At 45.3% G+C, this 559-nt stretch carries 1 pseudogene; it reads right to left on the reverse strand.

Annotation, left to right across the window (positions count from 1 at the left end):
* Nucleotides 1–482 (reverse strand): annotated as a pseudogene (locus ACFIJK_RS09480) (phage portal protein); the annotation flags it as partial.
* Nucleotides 483–559: the final 77 nt, after the last annotated feature.

Genomic DNA, 559 nt, shown 5'->3' on the forward strand with positions numbered 1-559 from the left:
GCACTGCCGCACTATCCCAAACCATTTTCAAAGGGTCTAAACGCGTAATTACCGGTTCACCATCAAGACTATTTTCGTAATCAAGCCGCGTATCTGTCCACCCCATACCGCAGATGACAGCATCTTGGAAAGCATCACTATCAGCATATTCAGCATGTGCCATGTCGCGAAACCATTCTGCTGCTCCTGTAAGCAATTCACTTGGCAATGCCTTGCCTATTTGACGGGGAATGAATTGCACCTCTCGTTTATTGTTACGCTCTGAACCCACAACGGCATTAACCAATGGTGCAATACGGTTAAACGTGATCACCATTGTAAAATTGAAAATCCTCCCTTGCGTGTTCACGCCATTTGTTCACATGCTCCACATCTTCTTTGTACCACCCCACAAGCTTGCGAAACAAACCTTCTGTTGACAGATCTGAAATGTTGCTCTCTTGCTCTAAATGCTCTTCATCATCCATCATTCTGCCATCCATGACGTGCTCTCATAAGTTTCTCTACCACTATAAGCTGGTCTCTTCTGTTTTTGCATCGGCTGTTCATACCCCACACA

Source organism: Bartonella sp. PS17NMGDW, assembly GCF_042193555.1.
In the GTDB taxonomy this organism is placed as follows: Bacteria; Pseudomonadota; Alphaproteobacteria; order Rhizobiales; family Rhizobiaceae; genus Bartonella; species Bartonella grahamii.